This is a genomic window from Desulfitobacterium sp. (genome assembly GCF_982384815.1).
The window spans coordinates 22,769-30,281 of record NZ_CEVWNY010000027.1 but is presented as its reverse complement, the minus strand read 5'-3'; the positions used below and the strand labels follow the sequence as shown (position 1 = coordinate 30,281).

Annotated in this window: 5 protein-coding genes and 1 other annotated feature; all 5 genes read right to left on the bottom strand. The window is 45.4% G+C overall.

Annotated features, from left to right (window positions below):
- Window positions 1-31: 31 nt before the first annotated feature.
- The 5 genes from AC1U9U_RS06435 to AC1U9U_RS06415 all read right to left on the bottom strand — a co-directional run bounded on the left by AC1U9U_RS06435 (window position 32) and on the right by AC1U9U_RS06415 (window position 6,967).
- Window positions 32-712 (bottom strand): SPOR domain-containing protein, encoded by a 681-nt coding sequence (locus AC1U9U_RS06435; protein WP_479959728.1) that lies wholly within the window; start codon window positions 710-712, stop codon window positions 32-34.
- Window positions 713-950: 238 nt separating this feature from the next.
- On the bottom strand, window positions 951-1,958 hold the full coding sequence (locus AC1U9U_RS06430; RefSeq protein ID WP_479959727.1) for an inorganic phosphate transporter: 1,008 nt from the start codon (window positions 1,956-1,958) through the stop codon (window positions 951-953).
- Window positions 1,951-2,577 (bottom strand): DUF47 domain-containing protein, encoded by a 627-nt coding sequence (locus AC1U9U_RS06425; protein ID WP_479959726.1) that lies wholly within the window; start codon window positions 2,575-2,577, stop codon window positions 1,951-1,953. Before AC1U9U_RS06425 ends, AC1U9U_RS06430 begins: the two co-directional genes overlap by 8 nt.
- Before the next feature lie 94 nt (window positions 2,578-2,671).
- Complete coding sequence (locus AC1U9U_RS06420; RefSeq protein ID WP_479959730.1) at window positions 2,672-3,997, bottom strand: bifunctional folylpolyglutamate synthase/dihydrofolate synthase; 1,326 nt, start codon at window positions 3,995-3,997, stop codon at window positions 2,672-2,674.
- A 324-nt stretch (window positions 3,998-4,321) separates the two neighbouring features.
- Window positions 4,322-6,967, bottom strand: a complete 2,646-nt coding sequence (locus AC1U9U_RS06415) for a valine--tRNA ligase (RefSeq protein WP_479959725.1) — start codon at window positions 6,965-6,967, stop codon at window positions 4,322-4,324.
- A 61-nt stretch (window positions 6,968-7,028) separates the two neighbouring features.
- Window positions 7,029-7,246, bottom strand: a binding site (T-box leader).
- Window positions 7,247-7,513 lie beyond the last annotated feature (267 nt).

Sequence of the window (7,513 nt, the reverse complement as noted above, 5' to 3'; positions counted from 1 at the left end):
CAAATAAAACAACTATTATCTTATTATATTCCTATTTTTGTAATGCTTCCAGGGTCTTGAAGTATTCGCTATAAAGACCTAAGGACAAGATTATCAGTTGATTAGTTTGCAGGGTTCTCTCAGCCCTGATTGTTGACAAATAAACCTCTTGTAAACTCTTCAACCCACTGGGAGCCAACAATCTAGTGTTTTCAAATTCGGGAAGCCTACTTGCCCTATCCTCCTCGGAATCCCTCAAGAAGGCATTTACCTCCTTCAAGATAGTTGCTGTTTCCTTTACTCCGTTGCCTCGAATCCGAAAGGTACGTTTCGGACTGGTAATTGCTTTCGGAACAGAGTCGATCCCACCTTCTTTCAACAAACCATATATAGGAAGGACTTCTTCCTTTGAATAGGCAAAGCCTATGCATACAACCCAGGGATTCTTCGTAATTATCCGGGGCTCCCAGCCAAGCTGATACAGCTGCTCCTTTTGCCTTTGAGCATTTTCCTCCGAATTAAATACGCCCGTTTGACAAGTCCAAAATCCAATAGAATCAAGGGTTACTTCGATAAGTTCCTGATCACGCAAATGCTGGGAGGAATAGGTAGGGTGCTGAGATTGTGTGACTAACTTAACATAAGTATAACCAAAATACCAGGTCATCCATACCATTATACCCAAACCAATTATTCCGAAACCCTTAATAATCCAGTGATTATATTTATACATAGTATCACTCTCCCTAAAAACTGTCAACTTCTTCCTTGGGCAAAAAACCTATTTTGACAAACTTTAACAAAACTTTCACATTTATTAGTAAAAGAAAAAACTTAATATCACTTTATGAAGGGACAAGACTATTCATGCTACCTCTTGCTTAACTGCGTAAAGTGTTCTAAAAAGCAAAAAGGAACCCTAAGGTTCCTTTGATAAGTATTTTCTATCATATTAATATTATGGTCATTTTTTAGAGAATAATAGCAATCAGTTTGTAACAGAGGAAAGAAACAATTGCCGTAGTTGGGATGGTAACCACCCATGCCATCAGCATTTGCTGTGCAACCCCCCAGCGTACGGCCGAAATGCGTTTTGCACTACCAACCCCCATGATTGACCCCGAAACTACGTGAGTAGTGGAGACAGGTAAGTGTAACCCCGGGAAGGCGGTGGCTGTCCAGATGACGATCGATGAAGTCAAATCTGCGGCAAAGCCATTAATCGGTTCCAGTTTAAAAATCTTGCCCCCCATGGTCCGAATAATTTTCCATCCCCCCATAGCCGTACCTAAAGCCATAGCCAAGGCACAGGAAAATTTAACCCATAGTGCGGGGTCAAGGTTGGCCGGATCCTGCAAACCTGATGCTACAAGGGCCATGGTGATAATCCCCATGGACTTTTGAGCGTCGTTTGAACCATGATTAAAGGCCAATAGTCCCGCAGATAGTACTTGCATCTTGCGAAAACCCTGATTAACTTTAGAAGGAGCAACGGAACCAAACATAAAATAAAGGGTTTTCATAATCAGAAAACCTAAAACAATCCCGATAATTGGAGAGGCAATAAGAGCAGTAATAATTTTTATGATTCCTTGAACGTGCAAAACCCCAAAACCAAGTTTGGATACAGCAGCACCGATCATACCGCCGATAATTGCATGGGATGAACTACTGGGAATACCAAAATACCAGGTCAATAAATTCCAGAAAATCGCTCCGATCAAAGCAGATATAACAATTTGCTGAGTAACGAATTGGGGATTGACAATATCTTTGGCAATCGTTTGGGCTACTCCGGTACTGACTAAGGCCCCAACGAAATTGAGGATTGCAGCAATAATTACTGCCCGGCGAGGGGTAAGTGCCCGAGTGGAAACGCTTGTCGCAATAGCGTTAGCCGTATCATGAAAACCGTTAATATAGTCGAAAGCCAGCGCGAAAAATACGACGAGAATTAATAGCGCACTGGAACTAGTCATACTTTAATACCACTCCTTTAAGGAGATCTGCAATTTCCTCACATTGGTCCAGGGTATTCTCAAGGTGCTCCAGTATTTCTTTCCACTTGATAATCTCAATGGCATCTTTTTCTTGTTCAAAAAGCCTGGCCACTTCCTGGCGATAAAGGGTATCGCCTGCGGCCTCCAAGCGATAAACTTCCTCTGTAGCGGCAAGGATTTCGCTCTTTTTAAAATGGATACTATTTAAACAACAAAAAGCTGTCTTAATTTGCTCCGTGGCCTTAACAATAGTACGAACAATCTCTTGAGCACCAATCGAAGGCTTTTTCGTACGATAGAGCGCCATCCGTTCTACCGCCCCTTGACTTAAGTCCACAATGTCATCAAGGTTTTGAGCTAAGGTATAGATATCCTCACGGTCCAAAGGAGTAATCAGGGTTGAATTCAACCTGTCCACGATCTCCGTGGTGATTTTATCGGCTTTATGCTCCAGATCATGCATGAACTCAGCCTCTTCATCGGAGACGGAATTTTGACAGACTAAGCCTTCAAGCTTTTTGGTAGTTGTACAGGCTATCTCGGCACTCTCTCTAAATAAAGCATAAAATTTGTCCTCTTTTGTTGAAATGCCAAACATTTACTAACCCCCAGACGTATTTCGCTGAATTCCTGTTGTATTGTAGCAAATTTTTTAGCCCTTATTGTTAAGTTTATGTTAATTTTTTTATATTTTAACTCGGTTCTTTGCGTAATAATTCCAGTAAGGCCTGCCGGGCATCGGCAATCATGTATAGAGAACCGGTTACACAAAGCAAATCATCATTTTCTAATCGCCTAAGAGCCTCTTCCACTGCCAGTCGCGGCTCCTCAATGATTGTAACGGGCTTATCCTTTGCTTCAATCAATTGGGCAAGATACTCCCAGTTGCCGACACGGGTCGAGTTTGGTTTGGTGATAATCACTTCATCAGCTAAGGGAGCCAAAATATCTACAACCTTCTCCCGCTCTTTATCCCCTAACATACCAAGACATAATATCAGCCGGTGACGTTGAAAGATGGCTAAGGCCTTAGCCAAAGCCAGTGCTCCGTCTACATTATGGGCTCCATCCAAGAGAACCTTTGGCTTAAGCGACAGCAACTCCAAACGACCCGGCCAGACTGTTTTGCGAAGCCCCTCATAAATATTTCTGCGTTCCAAGTTGATCCCGCACTCATATTTCAAAAGTTCACATACCGTAACCGCTAGAGCTGCATTAGCCATTTGGTGTTCCCCTATCAGTCTTAAACGCAGCTTGCTGTAGTTCCCACGCAGTCCCACCAGATCAAATTCTTGTTCTAATTCCCCGCTCCATCGGCGCTCCCACTGAACATCTTCTCCAACCACCCAGATAGGAGACCCCACCTCTTTCGCCCTTTCCCGAATGACTTTTAAAGCCTCGGGACGACCGGCTCCCGTTACAGTGATGGCGCCGGGTTTTATTATCCCGGCTTTCACACCGGCCACTTCCTCATAGGTTGTACCGAGATAATCCATATGATCCATTCCCACATTGGTAATGACCGAGATCAAGGGTTTTACCACATTGGTAGAGTCAATAGCTCCCCCCAAACCCACTTCCAGAAGGGCCAAGTCTACTTTTTGATCGGCAAAGTACATTAGGGCCATAGCAGTATTCACTTCAAACTCCGTAGGATGTTCGACGCCCTTTTCTACTAGATCTTCTAAATGAGGACGGAGAATATTAATTAATCGAATTACCTCTCCTTTGGGAATCATTTCTCCATTAATCGTTATCCGTTCCCGATAGTCATGAAGATGAGGAGAGGTAAAGACCCCCACTCGATAACCAGCATCCTCCAGGATCTCCGCAGTCATCATCGTGGTGGAACCTTTACCATTTGTTCCACCGATATGGACAACTTTAAGGCGTTCTTCAGGATTACCCACCCGCTTTAGCAACTCCTCGATCCGGCCCAACCCAAAATTCATGCCGAATTTCGTGAGGTTAACCAGATAATCCTTTGCCTCTTGGTATTCAAGCTCCTCTTCATTCATCCCTAAAGCCTCATTTACCCTCACCTTTTGCTCCTCCTTTAAAACACACCATTATCTTGTCCACCCTTTGCTATGCACGGTTATTATGTACAATTCTTCTATGCCTTAATTCCCTATAAGGAGTCATTTTCCTGCAATTAGTGAGGATAATTTCACCGCGTAATTTCCGACCGTCTATAACATAACTCTCAACTTTTTAATTGCCGACGCCTCAGCAAGCACCCATGAAGAAGGCATGCTAACTTCCCCAGAAATCAGCATGCCCTTCACTACGTCATGACAAACCCGTTTTGAAACAAGGAACCTGTCCCTCTGTTTCAAGGCTTACGCCTCTTTTAGCTCTGCTAAACGAACTTTTAGTGCTGCAATCCGTCCGTTGATTCCTTCCAGCTTCTCCCGCTCCTTGACAACGACTTGCTCAGGAGCTTTCGCTACGAAACCTTCATTATTGAGCTTACCCTCTAAACGGCTTTGCTCTTGAAAAGCCTGAGCAATCTCTTTTTCCACTCGGGCGATCTCCTTATCCAGATCCAGAAGCCCCCGCAAGGGAAGATAAACTTCCACCCCTTCGAGAACTGCGCTGGCTGCCTGAGCAGGCTTGACTTCGAGAGCAGAGACAACTTCTACTTGAGATCCCCCGGCTAGAAGCTTAATGCTTTCCCGAGCCATTTCCAGAACTTCCCGGGCTCCCGGTTCGGCAACCACGAGAATGATCTCGGCTTTCTTACCGGGCTGGACATTCATCTCCGCACGAATATTCCGGATGGACTTAATTACTTCCATGATTAGGGTCATCTTTTTCTCAACTGCATCATCCTGGTAGCCTTCAACCTCAGGCCAGGATTGAATCATAATGCTTTCCCCGGCCACGGGCAGGTTCTGCCAGATCTCCTCCGTGATAAAGGGCATAAAGGGGTGTAAAAGCCTCATGGTCCCCTCTAATACCTCTAAGAGAATGGACTGAACCGTGTGCCGTGCCTCAGGATGCTCTTTATCGTAGAGCCGTCCCTTTGCTAGTTCAATATACCAATCGCAGAACTCATTCCAGATGAACTCATATAAAATCCGAGCAGCTTCACCCAGGTCATAGCGTTCTAAAGCGTCGGTTACTTCCTCTATCGTCTTTTCATATCGCGAAAGTATCCACCGATCTTCCAACTTCTGCTCCCCTCTTGGGCCCTCCTGATAATCCTGAAGGTTCAGGAGAACAAAGCGAGAGGCATTCCAAATCTTATTGGCGAAATTGCGAGTTGCTTCGAGGCGTTCAGGATGGAAGCGCAAATCATTGCCCGGGGTATTCCCCGTAATGAGCATAAAACGCAAAGTATCCGCCCCGTATTGATCAATAACCTCCAGGGGATCCACACCATTGCCCAAACTCTTACTCATTTTTCGACCTTGAGCATCCTGAACCAGACCGTGGATCATAACCTTCTTAAAGGGCACATCTTTCATGAATTCCAGACCCGTAAAGGCCATCCGGGCTACCCAGAAAAAGATTATATCCCGCCCGGTAACCAGAACCGAAGTCGGATAAAACTGATTAAGCTCCGGTGTCTCTTCCGGCCAACCCAGGGTCGAGAACGGCCATAGCCCTGAGGAAAACCAAGTATCCAATACATCCGGATCCTGCTGAATATGCTTAGAGACGCATTTCGGACAAACCTCCGGATCTTCTTTCACGCAGATCTCGGCACCACAATCCTCACAATACCAGACCGGGATTCGATGTCCCCACCAAAGCTGACGGGATATACACCAGTCCCGGATATTCTCCAGCCAACCCAAGTAGATCTTGGCAAAGCGATCCGGCACGAACTCCAAACGCCTTTCCCGCACCACTTCCATAGCCGGTTCGGCCAAAGGCTCCATCTTAACGAACCACTGCTTGCTGACCATCGGTTCCACAACTGTAGAACAGCGATAGCATTCCCCAACGGCATGCTGGTGATTATCTACCTTAATCAACGCACCAAGTTGCTCAAGATCTTTAACAATCGCCTTGCGAGCTGCATAACGCTCCATCCCTTGGTATTTCCCGGCCTGCTCATTCATTTTCGCTTCCCGATCCATTACCGCAATGGAAGGCAGATGATGACGTAATCCTACTTCAAAGTCATTGGGGTCATGGGCAGGAGTGATTTTTACCGCCCCGGTCCCAAACTCACGGTCTACATACTCATCGGCAATAATAGGGATTTCCCGATTAACTAAAGGGAGAATAATTGTTTTGCCGACTAGATGTTGGTAACGCTCATCCTCCGGGTGAACAGCAACTGCCGTATCCCCCAGCATGGTTTCCGGACGGGTGGTGGCTACGACCAAATACTCATCACTATCTTTAACCGGATAGCGAAGATGCCAAAGATGCCCTTCCCGGTCAATGTGCTCTACTTCAATATCGGAAATTGTGGTATGACAATGGGGACACCAGTTGACAATGTAATTGCCTCGATAAATTAACCCCTTACTATAAAGATCAACAAACACTTCGCGAACAGCCTTGGAACAGCCTTCATCCATGGTGAAGCGCTCCCTCGACCAATCACAAGAGGCACCCAATCGACGCAACTGCTGAGTAATCCTTCCCCCGTATTCTTTTTTCCAATCCCAGACCCGACCAAGAAACTTCTCCCGACCTAGTTCATGACGATTGGTTCCCTCCTTAGCAAGCTGCTCCTCGACCTTGGCCTGAGTGGCAATTCCCGCGTGGTCGGTGCCGGGAAGCCATAAAGTGTTATAACCCTGCATCCGTTTGAAGCGAGTGAGAATATCCTGAATAGTACTATCGATGGCATGCCCCAAGTGCAATGCCCCTGTTACATTAGGCGGCGGCATAACGATACTGAAAGGCTCCTTAGTATCATCTACATCCGCATGAAAAAACCCTTTTTCCTCCCAGATGGGATACCATTTCCCCTCAACCCTGCTCGGGTCATAGACCTTCTCCATTTTGAACTCCTCCGACATTTAAGTTAACGCTCCTTTCGTAACTTAGAGAGATACTTTTATACAAAAAGCCCCTCATCCATAAAAGGACGAAGGGCTCGCGGTACCACCTTTTTTTAAGAAAAACTCTTCCCCAGTTAATCTTACACTCCGATGCGATAACGGGCAAACCGTCAAGGACTACTCCATTCGCCCTTGCCCCTCCTGTGCGACCCTAGTCACCAATCCGGAAAGATTCTCAGCAACCATCTTTCTCTCTGAACCGTTGGTCCGACTATTCCTCACATTCCTAGGGTTTATTTCTTTGCATAGATAATATACTTTATTATAGCTACCTAATGAATTAATGTCAAAGAAAACCCGGCTTCGCCTAGCCTTAAAGCATGCCCTAAGCAGACGAAAACGTTGGTTGCCCTTGCGCACTGTGAAAATAAAACTCTTATTGCCAAAAGTCTTAAATTATTAATAATTCCAGTACTCCTCAATTGGAAAAACCTATGATACAATAAAGACGATAAATTTCCAATTATTCCGGAAACTATTTTAACCTATGTCCCCATATGAAGT